Genomic DNA, 21,492 nt, shown 5'->3' with positions numbered 1-21,492 from the left:
CCACCGGAGGTCTTCCGCATGAGATGGACCCGGCGCCTGCGCCTGTGCACGGCCGGGCTGGTGACAGCCTCCGCGCTGTTCGCCCTGCCCACCGCACACGCCGCCGAGCCGCGCGACGGCCAACTCACCGATCTGGTCAACCCGTTCATCGGAACGGAGAACGAGGGCAACACCTATCCAGGCGCCGCCGTGCCCTTCGGCATGGTGCAGTTCTCCCCGGACACCGGCCACAACACCGGCTACGACCACTCCCAGAACCACATCCGCGGCTTCTCCCTCGTCCATCTCTCGGGCGTGGGCTGCGGGCTCGGCGGCGACCTGCCCGTCTTGCCCACGACAGGTGACGTCACCGGGACGGATGACGCCCGGTACGAGGCCGAGTTCGGCCACGACACCGAGGAGGCGCACCCCGGCTTCTACAGGGTCGGCCTGAAGTCCGGGATCGAGGCCGAACTGACGGCCACCGCGCGCACCGGCGTGCAGCGATACACGTTCCCGGCCACCGACAAGGCCAACGTGCTGCTGAACGCGGGCCAGTCGCTGCACAGGACGGTGGCGACGAAGGTCGAGATCCTGGACAACAGGACGGTCCGCACGGCGATCACCGGCAGCGGCTTCTGCCAGGCCACCAAGCCGTACACGGTGTACACGATCACCCGCTTCGACCGGCCGTTCACCACCTCGGGCACCTGGAACGGCGACACCGTCACCGAGGGCTCCCAGGAGACCGCCGGCACCACCGGACGCACCGGCGCCTTCGTCCGCTTCGACACCACCAAGGACCGCACGGTCGAGGCGACCACCGCGCTCTCGTACGTGGATGCCGGCGGAGCGGCCGTCAACCTCCGCTCCGAGGGGGGCCGTTCCTTCGACGCGGTGCGCGGCGCCGCGCACCGCGCCTGGGAGGACCGGCTCGACGACGTCCGCGCGCAGGGCGGCGCCGACACCCTGCGCCGCACGTTCTACTCCTCGCTCTACCGTTCCTTCCTCGCGCCGAACGTCGGCAGTGACGCGGACGGCCGCTACACCGGCTGGGACCAGCGGATCCACCGCGCCAAGGGCTTCACGTACTACCAGAACTGGTCGCTGTGGGACACCTACCGCACCCAGTCGCAACTGCTGGCCCTGCTCGCGCCGCGCGAGGCGCGCGACATGGCGATCTCCGTCATCCGGATCGACGAGGAGAGCGGCTGGCTGCCCAAGTGGGGCTACGGCACGGTCGAGACGAACATCATGACCGGCGACCCGGTCACCCCGTTCCTCACCAACGCCTATCAGCAGGGTCTGCTCAAGGGGGCCGGCGGATACGCCGAGCGGGCCTACCGCGCGCTGAAGAAGAACGCCGACGGCGTGCCGCCCGCCGACTCGCCGGCGGTGGGCCGCGAGGCCAACAGGGAGTACATCGCCAACGGCTACGCCCCCTACGTCAAGGGCCGGCCGCACGCCAAGTCCGGTGACTCGGACTACGACCACGGCGCCTCCGCGACCCTGGAGTACGCCCTGTCGGACGCCATGCTCGGCGCGATGGCCCGGGATCTCGGCCATGGGGCGGACGCCGCGCGCTACTTCGCGCGGTCCCAGAACTACCGCACGATCCACGACGGTTCGACCGGCTTCTTCCGCGCCCGGGACGCCTCCGGGGCCTTCACCGGACCCGCGGACCCGGCCCAGAGCGAGGGTTTCCACGAGGGCACGTCCTGGCAGTACCAGTGGCTCGTACCCCAGGACCTGCCGGGCATGGTCGGCCTGATCGGCGGCGAGCGGGCGGCGAACGACCGGCTCGACGCGTTCTTCGCCTACGGGCAGTTGCTGAAGGACCCCGCGAAGACCGCCCGCGAGGTGTGGGTCAACGGCCCGTACGCCTACTACAACGCGGACAAGTACAACCCGCAGAACGAGCCCGACCTGATCGCCCCGTACACCTACCTGTCGACCGGACAGCCGTGGAAGACGACCGATGTCGTGCACGCGGCGCTGACCCTGTTCACGGACGCGCCGACCGGGATGACCGGCAACGACGACCTCGGCACGATGTCCGCCTGGAACGTCCTGTCGTCCATCGGGATCTTCCCGGTGCAGCCCGGCTACGACACCTGGGGCCTGTCCACGCCCGTCTTCGAGCGGGTCGACCTCACGCTGGACCGGCGCTACTACCCGCGCGGCGCCCTGACCGTGACGGCGCCGGGCACCTCGGACGCCGACCGGTACATCCAGACGGCCCGCCTGGACGGATCGTCGTACGGCCGTACGTATGTGACGACCGGCACGCTGAGGAGCATCCGCTCGCTCCGGTTCACGGTCGGCCCGGAGCCCTCCACGTGGGGAACGGAGCCGTCGGCGGCACCCCCGGTACTGAAGTGACACCGAACACGTCGTGAGGTGATCGAGTCCCGTCCCTCCTCCGAGGGGCGGGACTTGGAGCGGGACTTAATCTGCTGTTAACTGTGTGTAGCTTGATCGTACTTGACCGTAATCACCAGTCCGGGTTTGACTGCAAGTTCACCCGTCGTCGACGCGAGAGCAAGCCTTTGATCTCCGACCTCCTCGCACCACTCGACCTGGCCTTCTGGAACATCGAGTCCGACCGGCACCCGATGCACCTCGGAGCCCTCGGTGTCTTCGCGGCGCACTCGCCCACCGCCGGCGCCCACGCCGCGGACCTGCTCGCGGCCCGCGCCGCCGCCGTCCCCGGGCTGCGCATGCGGATCCGCGACGTCTGGCAGCCGCTGGAGCCCCTCGCCTTCGGCAGCGCCGCCCGCGAGCCCGCCCCCGACTTCGAACCGCTGGACCACGTCCTGCTGCACGCCCCGGCCGCCGACTTCCACGCCGAGGCCGGACGGCTGATGGAACGCCCGCTGGAGCGCGGCCGGCCGCCCTGGGAGGCGCACGTCCTGCCCGGTGAGGACGGCGTGTCCTTCGCGGTGCTCTTCAAGTTCCACCACGCGCTCGCCGACGGACTCAGGGCGCTGATGCTCGCCGCCGCCATCATGGACCCCATGGACCTGCCGGAGCCCCGCCCGCGCCCCGCGGAGCCGCCCCGAGGGCTCTTCCCGGACGTCCGCAGGCTGCCCGACCTGGTCCGCGGCACCCTCTCCGACATGAGCCGCGCCCTCGACATCGGCACCTCGGTGGCGCGCGCCACACTCGGCGTGCGGTCCTCGCCCGCCCTCACCTCCACGCCCAGCGGCACCCGGCGCACCGCCGGTGTGGTCATCGACCTCGACGACGTCCACGTGGTCCGCAAGACCGTCGGCGGCACCGTCAACGACGTCCTGATCGCCGTCGTGGCGGGCGCCCTGCGCCGCTGGCTCGACGAACGCGGTGACGGCAGCGAGGGCGTCTCCCCGCGCGCTCTGATCCCCGTCTCCCGGCGCCGCCCGCGCACCGCGCACCCACAGGGCAACCGGCTCTCCGGCTACCTGATACGGCTTCCCGTCGACGATCCGGACCCGCTCGGCCGGCTGCGTGCCGTACGGACGGCGATGGACCGGAACAAGGACGCCGGACCCAACCGGGGCGCCGGCGCCGTCGCGCTGCTCGCCGACCACGTTCCGCCGCTCGGCCACCGGCTCGGCGGCCCGGTCGTGGGCCAGGCCGCCCGGCTGCTGTTCGACATCCTCGTGACCAGCGTGCCGCTGCCCAGCCTCGGCCTGAAGCTCGGCGGCTGCCCGCTCACCGAGGTCTACCCCTTCGCCCCGCTGGCCCGCGGCCAGGCACTCGCGGTGGCCGTCTCGACCTACCGGGGACGCGTCCACTACGGGCTCGTGGCCGACGCGGAGGCCGTCCCGGACCTCGATCTGCTGGCCCGTTCCCTGACCGAGGAGGTGCGCTCACTGATCACCGCCTGCACGTCATGATCACCACGGGTTTGGTGCCGCGCGCGATTGGTCCGTAAAATTCCGCCTTCGAAAGCGAGCGCGGTTCGAACGCGGCGCACAACCCGAGGAACGGCAGCAGCGATGACGGTGACAGAGGACGGCCGGGCGACCCCCGCCGTGGACACGACAGAAGCGGCGGCCGTCGCGTTCGGTCCCGGTATCGACGCCGAGCGACTGGCCGTCTGCCTCAGCGTGCTCGACGAACTCGAGAAGATCGACGTCGACCACCCCGACGCCATCGCCGTGCGCCGCGCCACCGCGGGCGTCTACCGGACCGTGAAGCAGCGCCGCCGCCAGGAGCGCCGCGCATCCAAGACGGCCCACGACAAGCAGGTCACCGAGTCCACCGCGACCGGCTCCGCCCAGCGCATCGACGACGAGACCGAGGGTCTCCTGCCGTCGTCCGTGACGGAGGAGGGCAGGATCGCCGGGATACTCCAGCGCCCGCGCTCCTGCTACACGTGCAAGACGCGGTACGTCGAGGTCGACTACTTCTACCACCAGCTCTGCCAGGACTGCGCCGCCCTGAACCGCTCCCGCCGCGACGCCCACGCCGACCTCACCGGCAAGCGGGCGCTGCTCACCGGCGGCCGCGCCAAGATCGGCATGTACATCGCGCTGCGCCTGCTGCGTGACGGTGCCCACACCACCGTCACCACCCGCTTCCCGAAGGACGCGATCCGCCGCTTCAAGGCCATGGACGACTCGGCGGACTGGATGCACCGCCTGAAGGTCGTCGGCATCGACCTGCGCGACCCCGCCCAGGCCGTGGCCCTGGCGGACCGCGTCGCCGAGCAGGGTCCGCTCGACATCCTGATCAACAACGCCACCCAGACCGTGCGCCGGCTGCCCTCCGCCTACGCCGCGCTCGTCGAGGGCGAGAGCGCCCCGCTGCCGGCCGGTGAACTCCCCGCGAGCCACGTCATCGGAGCCTTCAACTCCGGCGCGGTCGACGGACTGACCGCGCTGCCGGTCGGCGTCTCCGGGCTGGACGCGCAGAAGGTGGCCGACCTCGCGCTGGTCGCCGGGAACGCCAGTGTGGTCCGGCACCGTGACGGCACCGCCATCGACGCGGGCGGCCTGGTCCCGGACGTCGTCGACAGCAACACCTGGGTCCAGACCATCGAGCAGATCTCCCCCGTGGAACTGCTGGAGACCCAACTGTGCAACTACACCGCGCCGTTCATCCTGATCAGCGCCCTGCGCCCGCAGATGGCCGAGGCCGCGCGCACGGCGTCCTCCCAGCGCTCGTACATCGTCAACGTCTCCGCGATGGAGGGTGTCTTCGGCCGCGGCTACAAGGGCGCGGGCCACCCGAACACCAACGCCGCGAAGGCCGCCATGAACATGGTGACCCGCACCAGCGCCCAGGAGATGTTCCAGACCGACGGCATCCTGATGACCTCGGTCGACACCGGCTGGATCACCGACGAGCGCCCGCACTACGACAAGCTGCGCCTGGCCGACGAGGGCTTCCACGCCCCGCTCGACCTGGTCGACGGCGCGGCCCGCGTGTACGACCCGATCGTCCGCGGCGAGCAGGGCGAGGACCTGTACGGCGTCTTCATGAAGGACTACGCGCCCGGCAAGTGGTAGCGGGCAGGCGCAGGCCGACGGTGATCTGCCGAGGCGTGCGCGCGGCCGGGGTCCCGGGGCGTCATCCGTCGGGTGCGCGTGCCCGCAGGCGCTCCTGGACCGCGTGGACGGGGGCGCCCGGGTACGCGGCCCGGACCCGCGTGCCCCCGTCGACCAGCAGGTCGGCGCCGGTGATCCACTCGGCCGCGTCCGACGCCAGCCAGGTCACGGCGCGGGCGACGTCCTCGGGCCGCCCGATCCGGCCGAGCGGGAGCCCGGCGCCCAGCTCGTCCTCGGAGTGCTCCCAGACGAAACGGGCCATCTCGGTGCGGACCAGGCCGGGGGAGACCGAGTTGACCCGGACCTTCGGGGCCAGCTCCCCGGCCAGTTGCCGGGTCAGATGGAGCAGGGCGGCCTTGCTGGTGCCGTACGCGCCGACGTGCGGCCCGACGTGCCCGGCGCCCTCCGTGCAGACGTTCACCACGGACCCGCCGTGCTCGCCCATCCAGGCCCGCCAGGCGCACTGCACCAGCCGCAGCGGCGCCTCGACGTTGACGGTGAACGCGTCGCGCCAGCGCCCCGGTTCGGCGTCCATGAGCGGGCCGTAGGGCTGGTTGGTCGCCGCGTTGTTGACCACGATGTCGACGCGCCCGAACGTGCGGAGCGCCAGCCCGGTCAGCTCCGTCAGATGCGCCGCGTCGGCGACGGAACCCGCGAGCCCGATACCGCCGACCCGTTCGGCGGCGTGCCGCACCGCGTCCGGATCGCGCGCGGTCACACACACCCGCGCGCCCGCTCCGGCGAGCGCCTCGGCGACGGCGAGACCGATCCCGCGCGAGGCCCCGGTGACGATGGCGGCCCTGCCCTGGAGTCCGTACGGCGGCGTCATCCGCGTACCGTCTCATGACGGGCCGTCAGGCGACAGGCCTCGGCGGCGGCCGCCGCGCGGCGGGCGTCACGGGCGTGGGCCCGCGGGAGCGCCCCTCGGGATACCCGTGCGAACGGAACGTTCCGCCACCAGCTCCAGCACCGTGCGCCAGTCCTCCATGACTCCGGCGTACAGGCCGGCCACCTTGCCGGCTTCGTCCGCCTGCCGCAGGGTCACCGCGTCCTCGGCCAGCGGGTCGAGCTCGAACGCGGCCACCTCGATCGCGCTCATCGCGCCGCCGGGCACGGTCGGCGTGAGCGAGCCCAGTGGCGAAGGACCCCGGCCCGGAGACGTGGCCGCCAGATGGCGCTCCGCCGCGACATGCAGGCGTACGAGACGGGAGACCCGCTCGCCGAGCAGCGGCCGCACAGCGTCGGCCGCGTGGTCGGCGTGCCCGGCGTCGTCACCGGGCCTGAGCACATGTCCGATGTCGTGCACCAGACCCGCGACCTGGAGCTCCTTGTCGCTGGGACGGCCCCGGCGCAGCAGTGCGGCGGTCTGCAGCGCGTGATCGTGCAGATCGACGGGGCCGCCGACGGGGGTCCCCCCGCCCGGGCGAAGCCGGGAGTGGGGGAGTCCCGGGGTGTCCCAGACGCCCCGGCAGGCGTGCAGCAGATCCATCAGCTCCTCGACGCCACGCAGCTCCATGCGTCAGTCCTCCCGCGAGAAAGGCCGTTGCCGTGCGACAGCAGACCATGGCCTCCTTGCGAACCGGCCAACGGGACCTGAACTGTCTTCCGCCCTCGGAGCCGGATGCGCGCGTCACCCTGGGTCGAGGGTGACGTCAGTCATTCCCCTGGTCGGCCCCGACACCCCCATCCAGGGGCGATATTGAGCCAAATGGGTGGTCGCGAAGTGGGCATCATGTTTCAAATCGCCGCAGATCGGGGCCTGATGAGTCCTGGATGACGTGTGACAGTAACCTCAAGTTTTCAGCCCCATCGAGCAGGGGCCTGCTCATTTGGTTAGTCTGTAGCCGACGGACAGCCTTACTGGGGTCCACCCACACCCACGGTCCGTCCCGGGACAAGCCGGTCACCACGGCCCACTCTCACACGAGTTACCGGCGCCACCGCGTCCCTAACTGCTTCGACTCATACCCGAGCGGGCGTCAGCGACCCGGGCACCGGGCGCCGCCGTCCCGAGGGTGACCCGACACATAAGGAGTGCGCGGTGACACCAGAGAAGACGAATCTCGATCAGGGCCCCAAGGAACACACGGAGCGCCTGGGCGGTGGGTCCGACACCAAGCTCGGAAGCCTGGACGTGTGGGCCAGGTCCGCCCCCATCCGCCTCGCGGGCTACGAGGACGACCTCGCCGAGCCCCACATCCTGCCGAGCGTCGACTGACCGACGCAGGGACCATCGCGATCGATGACGGCACGGGCGGGCGGATGCGCGCCCGTGCCCATCGTGGAAGCCGCGGCCGGCGACCGGCCGCGGCTTCGGTGCGACCGGGCCGTCAGGGACCGAGCGGAGCGGTGCGCCGCCACGGGTGCAGCACTTCGAGCTGTCCGGCCACCTCCAGCAGGGCCGCCTCGGAGTCGGGCGGGCCCACGAGCTGCACCGCGCAGGGGGCGCCGCTCGGCAGCTTTCCGAAGGGGACCGACATCGCGGGCCAGCCGGTGAGGTTCCACGGCGGAGTCATCGGCGAGTAGGTGGTGTTGGCCAGAAGATTGCGCAGCCAGCCCCGCTCGTGCCAGTCGGCGGAGGCGGGACCGCGCCGGGCGAGCGCCGGGGTCAGCAGGACGTCGTACTCCGCGAAGAACGGCGCCAGCCGCGCGCGCAGCCGATCGCGGCGATCCCCCTTGCGGACCCCGGTCACGAAGCGGCGCCCGACCGCCGCGTGGACTCGGGTGCGCCGGGTCAGCCTGCGCGGGTCGAGATCCTCGGCGTCCACCGCGGTGCCCGCCGTCCAGTGCGCGAGCGAGGTCGTACTCAGCCAGAGCGGGTAGGGCGGGTTCGCGGACCGCACCTGGTGACCCGCTTCCGCCAGCAGGGCGGCGGCCTCCCGGGCCGCGTTCGTATACGGCCGGGTGACGCGAACTCCGGCCAGCGGACTGCGCACCGAGACGGCGATCCTGTGGGTGACCGGCTCCGTGGGCGGGGCCGGCTCGATGTCCGCGAGGAGGGAGAACATCAGCCGGGCGTCCTCGACCGTCGTGGCCAGCGGGCCGTTCTCCGACATGCCGAACCAGTCGCCGTGGCCGATCCCGGCGGGGATCACGCCGTGGCCCGGCTTCAGGGTCACCAGGCCGCAGTTGGCGGCGGGGATGCGCAGCGAGCCCATTCCGTCGTTGCCGAGCGCGATCGGCACCATTCCGGCGGCGACCGCCGCGGCGCTGCCGCCCGAGGAGCCGCCCGCCGTGCGGGACAGGTCCCAGGGGTTGCGGGCGTTGCCGTACACGCCGTCCGTGGTGCCGAAGACGCAGAGCTCCGGCACGTTCGTCAGGCCCACCACGACGGCGCCGGCCGCCCGCAGCCGGGCCACGGTGACGTGATCCTCGTCGGCGGGCGTGTCCGGGGTCGCTGCGGAGCCGTTGCGGGTCGACTCGCCGCGTACCGCGAGGTTGTCCTTGACCGCCACGGGCACACCGGCGAGGGGGAGCCGGCCGAGATCCCTGGTGGCCAGCTCGTCGGCCTCCGCGAGGGCGGCCTCGGCGCGGACCGTACGGAAGGCGCCGACCCGCCCGTCGAGCTGTTCGATCCGTGCGAGGTGTTCGGCCACCACCTCGCGGGGCGTCACCCTCTTCTCGCGTACGGCTGCGGCGATCTCGGTGGCGGTCCGGCCGGCCCAGATGGTCACGGGCGCTCCTCACTCGTGTCGTACTGGTGAGTAGTTACGGGGAGCACTCTGCCCGCAGGTGGGGCGCCGCGTCGAGAGCCGTCGGCCCGGGACCTCGGTCCGGTCCTCCCCGAATTCCGCGCGGGCGCCCGCCGATGTCCCCGGAGCCGCCTCCGCGGCGCACGGGACCGGCCGCAGCGGCACGCGGGACCGTCTCGGCGGCGCGCGGTCCTTCGATCGTATGCTCGGGCTTCGGTGCGGAACACCCCTTTCGCGGCTTTTGATGTCCTTGCGATCGGCGTGGGCCTCGGGTGTCCGGTGAAGTCCCTCGTCGTGCACGGTACGGCCCGGTGCTCTCCCGCTCGATCAGCCGCGGCGCCGGACCCGACCGCGCCCCGAGTCCCCGGCGAGCGGCGCGCGCCGCGTGAGCCGCTACGGGTCGAGCCGGGACCGCAGCCACTGCTCCACCCCACCGACGTGCGCGGCCGCCGCCGCCCGTGCCGCTTCCGGGTCGCGGGCCACCAACGCGCGGTGGATCGCGGCGTGTTCGCGCCGGGTGCGTTCGAAGGCGCCCTCCTCCTGGTGGCCGCGCCCGACGCGGGCGCGGAAGGTGCGCGAGGAGAGGCCGTCCAGGACGGCGGTCATCGTCGCGTTGCCCGCGGCGGAGACGATCGCGCGGTGGAAGGCCAGATCGTGGGCGAGGATCCGTTCCGGGTCGTCCGTCGCGTCCATCGCGTGCAGATGCCCCTCCACCTCGGCGAGCCGGTCCGGGGTGATCCGGGCGGCGGCCATCGAGGTCGCCGCCGACTCCAGGACGCGGCGCAGCTCCAGCAGTTCGACGAGCTGCGGGCCGCGCGAGAGGTCGGCGACGACGCCGAAGGTCTCCAGCAGGTCTCCGGCCTCCAGCCGGGTGACGTAGATCCCCGATCCGTGCCGCGCCTCCAGCACACCGAGGACCGTGAGCGCCCGGATCGCCTCGCGCATCGAACTGCGCGAGATGCCCAGCCGCGCCGCCAGATCCCGCTCGGTCGGCAGCCGCTGCCCCGGCTCCAGCGAGCCCTCGCGGATCATCGCCTTGATCCGTTCGATGGCGCCCTGCGTCACGGTGCCCTTCCGCGGAGCGGGCCCGTCACCGGGCCCGGGGGCGCCTGGCTCCGATTCGCCGGGCTCCGTGTCATCGAGCGGGGTGTCGTCCACGCCGTGTTCTCCTGTCGCCGGGGTGCGCGGCAGTCTAAGAGGAGTGGTCGGACCACTGTGAGTCAATGCGCGGGAAAATCGGCGAAAGTTCGTGCCGACGGGTGTCCGTGTCGCGAAGTGGTCTGATAAATATTCGTCCCGGTCGGCAGCGGGACCGCCGACCGACCCTCCCGCCCGGCACGCTCCCAAGTCCTTCGCGCCCGACCTGGTCGCCACCACCCCGTGCGACAACGCCCGACTTCGCTCGACAACGCCCGACGAGGACCGACCGAAAGGCCTCCCGTGTCCCCGAGCCCCGCGCGTATCACCGCGGTCGACACCTACGACATCCGATTCCCCACGTCACGCGAGCTCGACGGCTCGGACGCGATGAATCCGGACCCCGACTACTCGGCGGCGTACGTCGTCCTGCGCACCGACGCGGCCGACGGAGCCGAGGGGCACGGTTTCGCCTTCACCATCGGGCGGGGCAACGACGTCCAGGTCGCCGCGATCGACGCGCTGCGGGGACATGTGGTCGGCCGGTCCGTCGACGAACTGTGCGCCGACCCCGGCTCGCTCTCCCGGGACCTGGTGGGCGACAGCCAGTTGCGCTGGCTCGGCCCCGAGAAGGGCGTGATGCACATGGCGATCGGCGCCGTCGTCAACGCCGGGTGGGACCTGGCGGCCAGACGCGCCGGCAAGCCGCTGTGGCGGCTGCTCGCGGACGCCGATCCCGCCTGGCTCGTCGGCCAGGTCGACTTCCGCTACCTCACGGACGCGCTGACACCGAAGGAGGCGCTGGAACTGCTGCGCCGGGGCCGGGAAGGGGCCGCGGAACGCGCCGCGGCCCTGCGCGCGCGGGGCTATCCCGCGTACACCACCTCACCCGGCTGGCTCGGCTACAGCGACGAGAAGCTCACCCGTCTCGCCGCCGAGGCGGTCGCCGGGGGATTCCGGCAGATCAAGCTGAAGGTGGGCGCGGATCTCGCGGACGACGTGCGCCGTTGCCGCGTCGCCCGCGCGGCGGTGGGCCCGGACATCAGGATCGCGATCGACGCCAACCAGCGCTGGGACGTGGACGAGGCGATCACCTGGACCAACGCGCTCGCCGAGTTCGGGCCCTACTGGATCGAGGAGCCGACCAGCCCCGACGACATCCTCGGCCACGCCGCCGTGCGCCGCGCGGTCGCCCCCGTCAAGGTCGCCACCGGCGAGCACGCGCAGAACCGCGTCGTCTTCAAACAGCTTCTCCAGGCGGGCTCCGTCGACATCGTCCAGATCGACGCGGCGCGCGTCGGCGGTGTCAACGAGAACCTCGCCATCCTGCTCCTCGCGGCCAAGTTCGGCGTGCCCGTCTGCCCGCACGCCGGGGGTGTGGGCCTGTGCGAACTCGTCCAGCACCTCTCGATGTTCGACTTCGTCGCCCTGTCGGGCACCACCGACGACCGCGTCATCGAGTACGTCGACCACCTGCACGACCACTTCGCCGAACCCGTGGTGATCCGCGACGGCCACTACACGGCGCCCACGGCACCGGGCTTCTCCGCCGCCATGCGGCCCGGTTCCGTCGCGGAGTTCACCTACCCGGGCGGCACCTTCTGGGCCGCGGACCGGGCCCGGCGGGACATCGACAACGGGAAAGGACAGGTCGCATGCCGGAAATGACGGGCCATCAGGAACTCGGAGGGCTCAAGGCGCTGGTGACCGGGGGTGCTTCGGGGATCGGCAGGGCCACCGCCGACCTCCTCGCCGCCCGCGGCGCCCGGGTCGCGGTCCTCGACCTCGATCCGTCGTCCGTCGGCGAACCGCTGACCGGCCACCGCGCCGACGTCACCGACGACGCCTCCGTACGGGCAGCGGTGGCCGAGGCGGTCGCGGTCCTCGGCGGCCTCGACATCCTGGTCAACAACGCGGGCATCGGCGCCCGCGGCGGCGTCGAGGACAACGACGACGAGGAATGGCACCGTGTCCTGGACGTCAACGTCCTCGGCGTCGTGCGGACGACCCGCGCCGCCCTGCCCCACCTGCGTGAGTCCGGGCACGCGGCGATCGTGAACACCTGCTCGGTCGCGGCCACCGCGGGCCTGCCCCAGCGGGCGCTGTACTCGGCGTCCAAGGGCGCCGTCCACGCGCTCACCCTCGCCATGGCAGCCGACCACGTCCGCGAAGGCATCCGCGTCAACTGCGTCAACCCCGGCACGGTGGACACCCCGTGGGTGGGCCGGCTCCTGGACGCCGCGCCCGATCCGGCCGCCGAGCGTGCCGCCCTGGAGGCCCGCCAGCCCACCGGCCGCCTGGTGTCGGCATCCGAAGTCGCGGGTGCCATCGCCTATTTGGCGAGCCCGCTGTCCGGATCGACCACCGGCACGGCGCTCGCGGTGGACGGCGGGATGCAGGGGCTGCGGCCGCGCCCGGATGTCCGGTGAACCCCCTCGGCAGGAGCGGCGTCCGCGTGAGCGGGCTGGCCTTCGGCGCCGCCGGGATCGGCAACCTGTACACCGAGGTCACCGACGAGCAGGCGTACGAGGCGGTCGACGCCGCCTGGACGAGCGGCATCCGCTACTTCGACACCGCCCCGCACTACGGCCTCGGCCTCTCCGAACGCCGCCTGGGCGCGGCCCTGCGCGACCGGCCCCGCGCCGAGTACACCCTCTCGACCAAGGTGGGGCGCCTCCTGGAACCCGTGGAAGCGGGCGGCGACGACCTGGCCGACGGCTTCGCGGTGCCCGCCACGCACCACCGCGTCTGGGACTTCAGTGCCGACGGCGTACGGCGGAGCCTGGACGCCAGCCTCGAACGGCTCGGCCTCGACCGGGTGGACGTCGTCTATCTGCACGACCCCGACGACCACGCCGAGCAGGCATTCCGCGAGGGCTACCCCGCACTGGAGGAACTGCGCTCGCAGGGCGTGGTCGGCGCGATCGGCGCGGGAATGAACCAGACCGGGATGCTCACCCGGTTCGTCCGCGACACGGACGTCGACGTGGTGCTGTGCGCGGGCCGCTACACCCTCCTGGATCACGGCGCCCTCACCGAACTGCTTCCCGCCGCCCAGGACCGCGGCACCTCCGTCGTCATCGGCGGCGCCTTCAACTCCGGTCTGCTGGCCGACCCGGGGCCAGGAGCGACCTACAACTACGCTGCGGCGCCGGACGAGTTGATCTCGCGCGCCCTGCGTCTGAAGGCGGTCGCCGAGCGGCACGGCACCACCCTGCGCGCCGCCGCCCTCGCCTTCCCGGCCGCCCACCCGGCAGTGGTGAGCGTCCTGGCCGGCGCCCGCTCGGCGGCCGAGGTCCGCGACTGCGCGCGGTCGTTCGCGACGCCCGTACCCCCTGACTTCTGGCGGGAGCTGCACGCGGAGGGCCTGCTGCCCGACGCCGCACCCCTCCCCGTACGGGATCCGCCGTGACCGTCGACGCGCACCATCACGTCTGGGACCTGTCCGTCCGCGACCAGGACTGGATCACCGGCCCCGAACTCCGGCCCCTGCGGCGGAACTTCGGCATGACCGATCTCGCGCCGGAGGCGGACGCCGCCGGGGTGGACCGCACCGTCGTCGTCCAGACGGTCACCGTGGCCGAGGAGACGCCGGAACTCCTCGCCCTCGCGGAGGAGAGCCGTCTGGTGGCGGCCGTCGTCGGGTGGACGGACCTGACCCGGCCGGACGTCGCCGACGAGCTCGCACGGCTGCGGGAGGTGCCCGGAGGCCGTCTCCTCCGGGGCATCCGCCACCAGGTCCAGGGCGAGCGCGACCCCGGATGGCTGCTGCGGCCGGACGTGCGGCGCGGACTGGCCGCCGTCGCGGACGCGGGGCTGGTCTACGACCTGGTCGTCCTGCCCAGTCAACTGGCCACCTGTGCGCGGACGGCGGCCGACCACCCCGGACTGACCTTCGTGCTGGACCACTTGGGCAAGCCGCCGATAGTGACCGGCGCCCTGGAACCCTGGGCGGGCGCGGTCCGCGTCCTGGCCGAGCTGCCCAACACGGTGTGCAAGCTCTCCGGAATGGTCACCGAGGCGGACCCCGCGCGGTGGACCCCCGAGGACCTGCGGCCGTACGCCGACACGGTCCTGGAGGCCTTCGGCCCCGACCGGACGATGTTCGGCTCCGACTGGCCGGTGTGCACGCTCGCCGCGACCTACGGCCAAGTCCTCAGGGCGGCGGAGCAGTTGACGGCGCACCTGGACGAGACCGAGCGCCGGTCCGTCTTCACCGCCACGGCCGCCCGCGTCTACCGCGTCTGATCCATGCCCACGGCCCCGCAGGTCTGCGGGCCCCCGTGGGCCGCCGGAGCGTCACCCGTGCGGAATCCGCCGCTCGACCGCGCCCTCCAGCCGCGTCGGCGGGAGGAAGTCGCGTACGTACGTCCGATGCCAGCACGCGCCCGTCTCCCGCAGTTCCCGCCAGGTCGTGTACCGGTAGCGGAAGAGGCGGGCGCGGATGTAGCGGGGCGGCGCGTCGGCGGGGAACGGGGAGCGGCGCAGCAGTCGCAGGGTGTCACGGTCGTTCTCCAGGAGCCTCTCCACCAATGCCGAGAACCAGGTTCCGGCGTAGCCGGGAGAGAGCGCCACGAACCACATCAGCCAGTCGAGCCGCAGATGGTACGGCGCGAACTGGCGCGGCCAGTGGCGCGGATCGCCGGGCTTGCCCCTGAACTCGTAGGCGCGCCAGTCCGCGTCCTCGCGCGGCACCTCGTCCGACGTGCCCTCGATGACCACCTCGTGCCGCACCCGGCTGACACTGCCGAACGCCCCGTAGGTGTTGACCAGGTGGAGCGGGTCGAAGGAGCGGTTCATGACCTGGCGCCGGGAGACGAGATTGCGGGCCGGACGGTAACTCAGGGCCAGCAGGCCCGCGGCCACCACCAGGACGAGCACCTCGTACCAGAGCGGCGCCGCGGCGACCCGAGGCGCCTCGGCCGGAAGCTCCACCACGCTCAGCGCCAGCACGATCGTCGTCCAGTTCAGCCAGGAGAAGTTGCCGGACAGGACCAGCCACAACTGGGTGAGGATCATCAGCGAGGCCGCGGCCGTCGCGACCGGCTGCGGAGTGAACAGCAGCACGGGCAGCACGAGTTGCGTGAAGTGGTTCGCGGCCGCCTCGACACGGTGGAACGGTCCGGGCAGATGGTGGAAGAACCAGCTCAGCGGACCCGGCATCGGCTGGGTCTCATGGTGGAAATAGAGACAGGTCAGCTTCCGCCAGCAGGCGTCGCCCCGCATCTTGATCAGCCCCGCGCCGAACTCCACGCGGAACAGCACCCACCGCATGAGGAACAGCACGACGACCGGCGGCGCCACCTCGTCGTTGCCGAGGAACACCGCGAGGAAGCCCACCTCCAGGAGCAGGGACTCCCAGCCGAACGAGTACCAGGTCTGGCCGACATTGACGACCGACAGGTACAGGGCCCACGGGACCAGCCACAGCAGCATCCCGCCCCAGAGCGGCAGCCGCCCGTCGAGACCCGCGATCAACGCCACCGAGACCGCGCACCCCGTCCAGCACCAGACGGCGAAGAAGCGGTCCGAATAGCGCAGCTGGAACACGCTGGGCGCCTCACGGAACGCCACCCGCCGCACGAAACGGGGCACGGGCAGCATCCCGCGTTCCCCGATCAGCGCGCGGAACTGCAGGGCCGCGCCCAGGAACGCGACGAGATACAGCACGGCCAGAGCCCGCTGGAAGATCAGACGGCTGAGCCAGTAGCCGGATGCGGTGAACCACTCCATGGCGCGTGCTCCTCTCTCCACCATTGTGACGCTGGGTGACCGATCTCCGCTTGCGTGCGCCAAGAGGGTGACGCAGAGAATGGTGCACCGACTGCCCGGGACGAACGGGAGAACGTGGTGCACATACCCTCCAGGACCCTTGTCGCGGCCTGCGCGTTCGCGGCGGTACTCCTCGTCGTCGCGGGCTGTGACAGCGGTGACAGGGGCCAGGCATCGAACGGCTCGACCGGCGGTGAGCTGTTCCTCCAGCCCGTCGCGGACCGGGGCCCGGACCCCTTCACGGCGTCCACCGACACCTCCACCGCGTCCCGGCCGCCCGTCACCCGAACGCCGCAGTCGGCGCCCACCGGCTCACCTCAGGTGCGCACCCTCTCGGGCGCCACACCGGGCCTCTACGGCGGCACCCGGAACGCCGGTAGCTGCGATGTCGAGAAGCAGATCCGCTACCTCGACGCCGACCGGGCCGGGGCGCGGGCCTTCGGCGAGGTCTCCGGGATCGCCACGGCGTCCGTCCCGGACTATCTGCGCCAGCTCACCCCGGTCGTCCTGCGCGCCGACACCCGTGTCACGAACCATGGATTCGGCGACGGGCGGGCGACCGGATTCCAGGCCGTGCTCCAGGCCGGTACGGCCGTCCTCGTCGACAACCGGGGCGTCCCCCGGGTCCGCTGCGCCTGCGGCAACCCGCTCGGCCCGCCCGTCGTGGTCGACGGGAACCCGGGTACCCGGGGCAGGTCCTGGCGCGGATACCGGCCCGCCCAGGTCGTCATGGTGACCCCGGCGCCCGACGTGATCACCGACATCACGATCGTCGACGTCGGTGACAACACCTGGATCGAACGGCCGGTCGGGCACGACGGACACCGTCACGACCATGTCGTCCCCCCGCCCGACGGCCCGACCCCGGGCCCGCACGACTCCGCGTCCCCGCACGACCCCTCCTCCAGCGCCTCGCCCGGTGGGCGCAGCCCGTCCCCGGAGGCCTCGGCGTCCGACTGCGTCACGCCGACCGCGACCGCGACCACGACGCCGTCACCGGGGACGGGGGAGAGCGCCCCGGGCGAGACCGCCGGGCCCGGCACCACGCCCACCGGAACGCCGACCGACGGGGCCGCCATGGACGTGTCCGGGCCGGGCCGGTCCGCGCCCCCGGCCGGCCGTCCCTCGGACTGCCCCACGGCCACCGTCACGGCAGCCCCGACGACCGGTCCGCGGACCACCCCGGCCCCCTCGGGCGGGAACACCGCCCCGCCCACGGACACGGCCGCTCCCGACCCGACAGGCTCCGAGGAGCCCTCCGCACCGGAGGTCCCGTCGGAGGAGCCGGGCACGCCCACCGAGGACACCGTCCCGGACAGCCCCGACCCGCCCGACGGCGGCGGGCTGATCCCCGACGAGCAGACCGGTCCGGACAGTGTCTTCGACGTCTCGGCCGTGGCCCTCGGCAGGTGAACGCCCGCTCGTCCGGGGAGCCCCGAACCGGGCTCCCCAGAAGTCGAATAATCGGGCAAATACTGGCATGGTGGCCCCATGGTTGATCGGGGAGCGAGCGCCCTGTCACTCCCGGACGACTGGCCAGCCCACCCGGATCCGATCCTGGCGCTCAACCGCATGGGCAGCTTCGACTGGGACCTGGACAACGGTCTGATGCAGATGGACGCCCAGGCCCACGAGGTCTTCGACGTGCGCCCGGACGAATACGACGGCAACCCCGCCACCCTGGGCATGCGCGTCCCGCCGACCGAGGCCGTGCGTCTCGACACCATGGTGTCCCACGCCCTCAAGGACGGCAGCGAGAACTACGGCGCCTACTTCCGCATCCGCCGCCGCGACGGTTCACTGCGCTGGACCCACACCCAGGGCTACATCCGTCGCGACGAGACCGGCCGGCCGCGCCGGATCATCGGCATCGTCCGCGACGCCACCGACGAGCTCGACGAGAGCGCCGCCCGCCGTGAACAGGCGGCCCTGAACGAGGTACGGCGCCAGCAGACCAACGTCGTCCAGCTGACCACGGCCGCGCTGGCCCACGCCCGCACCGTCGAGGACGTCATCGACGTCCTGCAGGACACCCACGGCCTCACCCACCTCGGGGCGGCCAGCCTGGTCATGGGCCTGGTGGAGGCCGGCCGCATCCGCATGGTCGCCACCGGTCCCGAGCACAGCTACGTCCCCGGCACCCGGGTCACGCGCCTGGACGCGCAGTACCCGATGAACGAGGTCGTACGGACTCTCGCGCCGCACTTCATCGAGTCGCCCGAGGAGTTCGCCGAGTCGTACCCGCTCCTGTGGCCGAACATCACCGGTCTGAAGATCACCTCGGCCGCGTATCTGCCGCTCATCGTGCAGGCCCGTCCGATCGGCGCGATCGGCCTGCTCTACAACGACCGGCACGGCTTCTCCGAGGACGAGCGCAACGTCCTCCTCGCGCTCGGCAGCAGCATCGCCCAGAGCCTCCAGCGGGCGATGTTCTACGACCAGGAGAAGGACCTCGCCCAGGGACTCCAGCAGGCCATGCTGCCGCGCTCCATCCCCAGCGTGGCCGGAGCCGACATCGCCGTCCGCTACCGCTCCGCCTCCCTCGGCCGGGACATCGGCGGCGACTGGTACGACCTGATCCCGCTGCCGGGCGGCCGGGTCGGTGCCGTCATCGGCGACGTCCAGGGCCACGACACCCACGCCGCCGCCGTCATGGGCCAGCTTCGTATCGTCCTGCGCGCCTACGCGGCCGAGGGTCACACCCCGGCCACCGTGATGGCCCGCGCCTCGGTCTTCCTCGACGAGCTCGACACCGACCGCTTCGCGACCTGCCTGTACGCCGAGATCGACCTGTCCACCGGAGTGGCGCAGATGGTGCGGGCCGGCCACATCGACCCGCTGGTCCGGCGCTCCGACGGAACGTGCCGCCGGCTGCCGGTGGAAGGCGGCCTGCCGCTCGGCCTGTCCGCCGAGTTCGGCCGCCTCGAATACCCGGTCACCAGCGTCGAACTCGACGTCGGCCAGACCCTGCTGCTGTGCACCGACGGGCTCGTCGAAGAGCCGGGCGTCGATCTCGACGACGGCATGCGCACCCTCGGGGAACTCATCTGCGGCGGCCCGGACGACGTCGACGACCTCGCCGACCGGCTGATCGACATGGCCGAGGAGCGCGGCGGCGACGACGACGTCGCCCTGCTGCTCCTGCGCCGCCACGGGGGGACCGACCAGCGCGCGGGCGGACGCCTCCAGCAGCATGTGGCGCCCGGTGACCCCGAGGCGCTCATCGAGGCCCGCCACATGATCCGGGCCGCGGTCCGCGCCTGGGGAGCCCGTGACCGGTCCGACGAGATCGAGCTGGTCGCCGACGAACTGATCACCAACGCCCTCATGCACACCGAGGGCTCGGCCATCGTCACCCTGCGGGTCCTGACGGGCTCCCAGCGCAGACTGCGCGTCGAGGTCGAGGACTCCTCCAGCGCGCTGCCGCGCCGGCGTGAGGCCGGCGAGTCCGGTGTCTCCGGCCGTGGGCTGCTGCTCGTCGACCGCCTCACCGACGTCTGGGGTGTCGAGGCCCGTGGCGGCGGCAAGTGCGTGTGGTGCGAGTTCATGGTCCGGGAACGGAACTGATCACTGGCGCCGCCGGTGCCGGATGGCACCCTGGACGTATGCCGGAACTGCCCGAGGTCGAAGCGCTCAAGGACTTCCTGGCCGGTCGTCTGGCCGGCCGCCGGATCGTGCGGGTGCTGCCCGTCGCCATCAGCGTCCTGAAGACGTACGACCCTCCCGTCACCGCCCTGGAGGGGCGCGAGGTCACGGCCGTCCGCCGGTTCGGCAAGTTCCTGGACCTCGACGCGGACGGCCTGCACTTCGTCACCCATCTGGCCCGCGCGGGCTGGCTGCACTGGAAGGACACGCTCCCCGACGGCCCGCCCCGGCCCGGCAAGGGGCCGCTCGCGCTGCGCGTCGCGCTGGAGACCGGCGAGGGCTTCGACCTCACCGAGGCGGGCACCCAGAAGCGGCTCGCCGTGTACGTCGTCGAGGACCCCGAGCTGATTCCCGGCGTGGCCCGGCTCGGCCCGGACCCGCTCGCCGACGACTTCGACGAGACGCGGTTCGCCGGGCTGCTCCAGGGCGAGCGGCGCCGGCTCAAGGGCGCGCTGCGCGACCAGAGTCTGATCGCGGGCGTGGGCAACGCCTACAGCGACGAGATCCTGCACGCCGCGCGGATGTCCCCGTTCAAGATCGCCTCCTCGCTGACCCCCGAGGAGACCCGACGGCTGTACGAGGCGCTGCGCGGCACGCTCGCCGAGGCGGTGGAGCGCTCCCACGGGCTGGCGGCCGGACGGCTGAAGGCGGAGAAGAAGAGCGGTCTGCGGGTGCACGGGAGAACGGGTGAGGCCTGCCCGGTGTGCGGCGACACCATCCGCGAGGTCTCCTTCAGCGACTCCTCGTTGCAGTACTGCCCGACCTGTCAGACGGGCGGCAAGCCGCTCGCGGACCGGCGGATGTCCCGGCTGCTCAAGTAGCGGGGCAGGACCCGCGCTCTGCCCGACGAGCCGGTGCCGAGGGCGGCGGCCCCAGCGGTGGGAAGGGCTTCGTTCAGGGGGAGTTGAGCGTCACGAGATGTTCGCCGTCCGCCGTGCGGGCCTCGAACCGGACGATCTCCGTGCTCCGCATCGACGTGCCGCCCAGCATGGTGATGGCGGCGCCGTTGTGCGGGGGCTCCATCCAGCTCGTCACCGTCTGCTCGGAGCCGTCCTTGCCGATGGCGACCAGCTCGCAGGAGCGCGGTCCCTTGGCGTCCTTGACCTGGACCTCGACCTCACTGCCCCAGATCCGGTCCCGGGTCGTCACCTGGGCCCACACGCCGGTCGCCGCGTCGGTCCTGGCCATCTGGTTCGCCGGCGGGTCGGCCGCGGCGACCTGGTCCGAGGGGGAGTCGTGCGCGGCGACGAGGGCGATCGCGGGGCCGCCCGCGGCGAGTACCACCGAGGCCGCCAGGGCGAACAGGAAGCGCCGGCGCCCGGCCCGGTTGCGTGTGGCCACCTCACCGAGCAGCCGGTCGAGGAGTCGCGGCCCGGGGGCGGCGAACGGGTGCACGCTGCGTGGTGTCGACCGGCGGTACAGCATCAACTGCCGTGCGGCGGGGCGGAACTCGCTGACGTACGCCGTGCACCGAGCGCATTCCACGAGGTGGTCCTCGAAGCGGAAGGCTTCCGCCTCGCCGAGCACGCCGAGCGCATAGGCGCCGACGTCGCGATGCCGTTCCAGGGACCTCATACCGAATACCGAATCCTCGTGGCGTTGGTGCGGACTGTGAGTGGTGTTGCTGTTGCCCACGGGTACGCATCAGACCGTCGAATCACTCAAGACTCGTCAGGAATCGGGGTCAAGACATTCGGAGCGCCGGTGCCCGCGGATTGGTGCGGGCCCGCAAA

Annotated in this window: 17 protein-coding genes; 11 read left to right on the top strand and 6 right to left on the bottom strand. The window is 72.3% G+C overall.

Annotated features, from left to right (window positions below):
* The first annotated feature begins 18 nt into the window (after positions 1 to 18).
* From OHT01_RS06405 to OHT01_RS06395, 3 genes are all read left to right on the top strand, one after another.
* Positions 19 to 2,361, top strand: coding sequence for a GH92 family glycosyl hydrolase (locus OHT01_RS06405; RefSeq protein WP_328552143.1), 2,343 nt, complete (start codon positions 19 to 21; stop codon positions 2,359 to 2,361).
* A 167-nt stretch (positions 2,362 to 2,528) separates the two neighbouring features.
* Positions 2,529 to 3,857, top strand: a complete 1,329-nt coding sequence (locus OHT01_RS06400; protein ID WP_328552142.1) for a wax ester/triacylglycerol synthase family O-acyltransferase — start codon at positions 2,529 to 2,531, stop codon at positions 3,855 to 3,857.
* A gap of 102 nt (positions 3,858 to 3,959) precedes the next feature.
* Positions 3,960 to 5,474, top strand: a complete 1,515-nt coding sequence (locus tag OHT01_RS06395; protein WP_328552141.1) for an SDR family NAD(P)-dependent oxidoreductase — start codon at positions 3,960 to 3,962, stop codon at positions 5,472 to 5,474.
* Between the two features lie 61 nt (positions 5,475 to 5,535).
* Here OHT01_RS06395 and OHT01_RS06390 read toward each other — a convergent pair whose 3' ends face one another.
* The gene (locus OHT01_RS06390) at positions 5,536 to 6,342 is read right to left on the bottom strand and encodes an SDR family oxidoreductase (RefSeq protein WP_328552140.1); all 807 of its coding nucleotides are present in this window, start codon (positions 6,340 to 6,342) and stop codon (positions 5,536 to 5,538) included.
* A gap of 66 nt (positions 6,343 to 6,408) precedes the next feature.
* Entirely contained in the window at positions 6,409 to 7,029 is a 621-nt protein-coding gene (locus OHT01_RS06385; protein ID WP_328552139.1) for an HD domain-containing protein, read from the bottom strand.
* A gap of 525 nt (positions 7,030 to 7,554) precedes the next feature.
* Between OHT01_RS06385 and OHT01_RS06380 the strand changes: the two genes are divergently transcribed.
* Positions 7,555 to 7,731, top strand: coding sequence for a hypothetical protein (locus OHT01_RS06380; RefSeq protein ID WP_328552138.1), 177 nt, complete (start codon positions 7,555 to 7,557; stop codon positions 7,729 to 7,731).
* Positions 7,732 to 7,843: 112 nt separating this feature from the next.
* On the opposite strand, the gene OHT01_RS06375 is transcribed toward OHT01_RS06380, so the two are convergent.
* Both OHT01_RS06375 and OHT01_RS06370 read right to left on the bottom strand, forming a co-directional pair.
* Positions 7,844 to 9,187: an amidase gene (locus OHT01_RS06375; RefSeq protein WP_328552137.1), complete on the bottom strand. Its 1,344-nt coding sequence runs from the start codon at positions 9,185 to 9,187 to the stop codon at positions 7,844 to 7,846.
* 411 nt (positions 9,188 to 9,598) lie between these two features.
* Positions 9,599 to 10,270 (bottom strand): FadR/GntR family transcriptional regulator, encoded by a 672-nt coding sequence (locus tag OHT01_RS06370; RefSeq protein WP_328558038.1) that lies wholly within the window; start codon positions 10,268 to 10,270, stop codon positions 9,599 to 9,601.
* Positions 10,271 to 10,645: 375 nt separating this feature from the next.
* Between OHT01_RS06370 and OHT01_RS06365 the strand changes: the two genes are divergently transcribed.
* The 4 genes from OHT01_RS06365 to OHT01_RS06350 are packed head-to-tail and all read left to right on the top strand — an operon-like array spanning position 10,646 to position 14,590.
* The gene (locus tag OHT01_RS06365) at positions 10,646 to 12,010 is read left to right on the top strand and encodes an enolase C-terminal domain-like protein (RefSeq protein WP_328552136.1); all 1,365 of its coding nucleotides are present in this window, start codon (positions 10,646 to 10,648) and stop codon (positions 12,008 to 12,010) included.
* Positions 12,007 to 12,771 (top strand): SDR family NAD(P)-dependent oxidoreductase, encoded by a 765-nt coding sequence (locus OHT01_RS06360; protein WP_328558037.1) that lies wholly within the window; start codon positions 12,007 to 12,009, stop codon positions 12,769 to 12,771. The genes OHT01_RS06365 and OHT01_RS06360 overlap by 4 nt, the downstream gene beginning before the upstream one ends.
* Positions 12,768 to 13,754 carry an aldo/keto reductase gene (locus OHT01_RS06355; protein WP_328552135.1) on the top strand — a complete coding sequence of 329 codons (987 nt, stop codon included), beginning with the start codon at positions 12,768 to 12,770 and terminating at the stop codon, positions 13,752 to 13,754. Before OHT01_RS06360 ends, OHT01_RS06355 begins: the two co-directional genes overlap by 4 nt.
* On the top strand, positions 13,751 to 14,590 hold the full coding sequence (locus OHT01_RS06350) for an amidohydrolase family protein (RefSeq protein WP_328552134.1): 840 nt from the start codon (positions 13,751 to 13,753) through the stop codon (positions 14,588 to 14,590). Before OHT01_RS06355 ends, OHT01_RS06350 begins: the two co-directional genes overlap by 4 nt.
* 51 nt (positions 14,591 to 14,641) lie before the next feature.
* Here OHT01_RS06350 and OHT01_RS06345 read toward each other — a convergent pair whose 3' ends face one another.
* Positions 14,642 to 16,075 carry a lipase maturation factor family protein gene (locus OHT01_RS06345; RefSeq protein ID WP_328552133.1) on the bottom strand — a complete coding sequence of 478 codons (1,434 nt, stop codon included), beginning with the start codon at positions 16,073 to 16,075 and terminating at the stop codon, positions 14,642 to 14,644.
* 117 nt (positions 16,076 to 16,192) lie between these two features.
* On the opposite strand from OHT01_RS06345, the gene OHT01_RS06340 reads away from it, so the two are divergent.
* From OHT01_RS06340 to OHT01_RS06330, 3 genes are all read left to right on the top strand, one after another.
* Positions 16,193 to 17,527, top strand: a complete 1,335-nt coding sequence (locus OHT01_RS06340; RefSeq protein ID WP_328552132.1) for a DUF6777 domain-containing protein — start codon at positions 16,193 to 16,195, stop codon at positions 17,525 to 17,527.
* Between the two features lie 78 nt (positions 17,528 to 17,605).
* Complete coding sequence (locus tag OHT01_RS06335) at positions 17,606 to 19,681, top strand: SpoIIE family protein phosphatase (RefSeq protein WP_328552131.1); 2,076 nt, start codon at positions 17,606 to 17,608, stop codon at positions 19,679 to 19,681.
* A 38-nt stretch (positions 19,682 to 19,719) separates the two neighbouring features.
* Complete coding sequence (locus OHT01_RS06330; RefSeq protein ID WP_328552130.1) at positions 19,720 to 20,580, top strand: Fpg/Nei family DNA glycosylase; 861 nt, start codon at positions 19,720 to 19,722, stop codon at positions 20,578 to 20,580.
* 73 nt (positions 20,581 to 20,653) lie between these two features.
* On the opposite strand, the gene OHT01_RS06325 is transcribed toward OHT01_RS06330, so the two are convergent.
* Entirely contained in the window at positions 20,654 to 21,334 is a 681-nt protein-coding gene (locus OHT01_RS06325) for a zf-HC2 domain-containing protein (RefSeq protein ID WP_328552129.1), read from the bottom strand.
* Positions 21,335 to 21,492 lie beyond the last annotated feature (158 nt).

The organism is Streptomyces sp. NBC_00358 (assembly GCF_036099295.1).
GTDB lineage: Bacteria > Actinomycetota > Actinomycetes > Streptomycetales > Streptomycetaceae > Streptomyces.
This window is presented reverse-complemented; position numbering and strand designations above follow the sequence as displayed.

Bases quoted from the DNA above. Each gene is read 5' to 3' on its own strand.
- OHT01_RS06360 (WP_328558037.1), top strand. From the start codon at position 12,007: ATGACGGGCCATCAGGAACTCGGAGGGCTCAAGGCGCTGGTGACCGGG.
- OHT01_RS06405 (WP_328552143.1), top strand. From the start codon at position 19: ATGAGATGGACCCGGCGCCTGCGCCTGTGCACGGCCGGGCTGGTGACA.
- OHT01_RS06325 (WP_328552129.1), bottom strand. From the start codon at position 21,334: ATGAGGTCCCTGGAACGGCATCGCGACGTCGGCGCCTATGCGCTCGGC.
- OHT01_RS06390 (WP_328552140.1), bottom strand. From the start codon at position 6,342: ATGACGCCGCCGTACGGACTCCAGGGCAGGGCCGCCATCGTCACCGGG.
- OHT01_RS06395 (WP_328552141.1), top strand. From the start codon at position 3,960: ATGACGGTGACAGAGGACGGCCGGGCGACCCCCGCCGTGGACACGACA.
- OHT01_RS06385 (WP_328552139.1), bottom strand. From the start codon at position 7,029: ATGGAGCTGCGTGGCGTCGAGGAGCTGATGGATCTGCTGCACGCCTGC.
- OHT01_RS06345 (WP_328552133.1), bottom strand. From the start codon at position 16,075: ATGGAGTGGTTCACCGCATCCGGCTACTGGCTCAGCCGTCTGATCTTC.
- OHT01_RS06335 (WP_328552131.1), top strand. From the start codon at position 17,606: ATGGTTGATCGGGGAGCGAGCGCCCTGTCACTCCCGGACGACTGGCCA.
- OHT01_RS06330 (WP_328552130.1), top strand. From the start codon at position 19,720: ATGCCGGAACTGCCCGAGGTCGAAGCGCTCAAGGACTTCCTGGCCGGT.